The following is a 243-nucleotide window of genomic DNA, read 5'->3' on the forward strand; positions in this document are numbered from 1 at the left end:
GGGGGGCAGCAGGATGGCGAGAGCCAGCGGGACCCGCGCGGCGCCGAGCGCCGATGTGAGAGCGACGGCCGTCGAGATCACGGCGAACACGACGGTCCCCGAGAGCGATCCCCACACCCAGGCCCCGGACCGTGCGGCCCGGCCCCCGGAGCGAGCGGCGAGGAGCAGAGTGAGCAGCAGGAACGCCATCGGCGTGACCGAGATGACGGACCGCGCGGCGTCTGCGGGAATCGCCAGGGTGAC

The 243-nt window shown here is 74.1% G+C and carries 1 protein-coding gene; it reads right to left on the reverse strand.

Translation table 11 applies throughout. From position 1 onward, the window contains the following. Nucleotides 1-243: DUF6350 family protein (locus KVS71_RS18325; RefSeq protein WP_254635916.1), on the reverse strand; the 243-nt coding region annotated here is incomplete at both ends.

Origin of the sequence: Microbacterium sp. GbtcB4 (genome assembly GCF_019091465.1) — a bacterium.
Classification (GTDB): Bacteria; Actinomycetota; Actinomycetes; order Actinomycetales; family Microbacteriaceae; genus Microbacterium; species Microbacterium paraoxydans.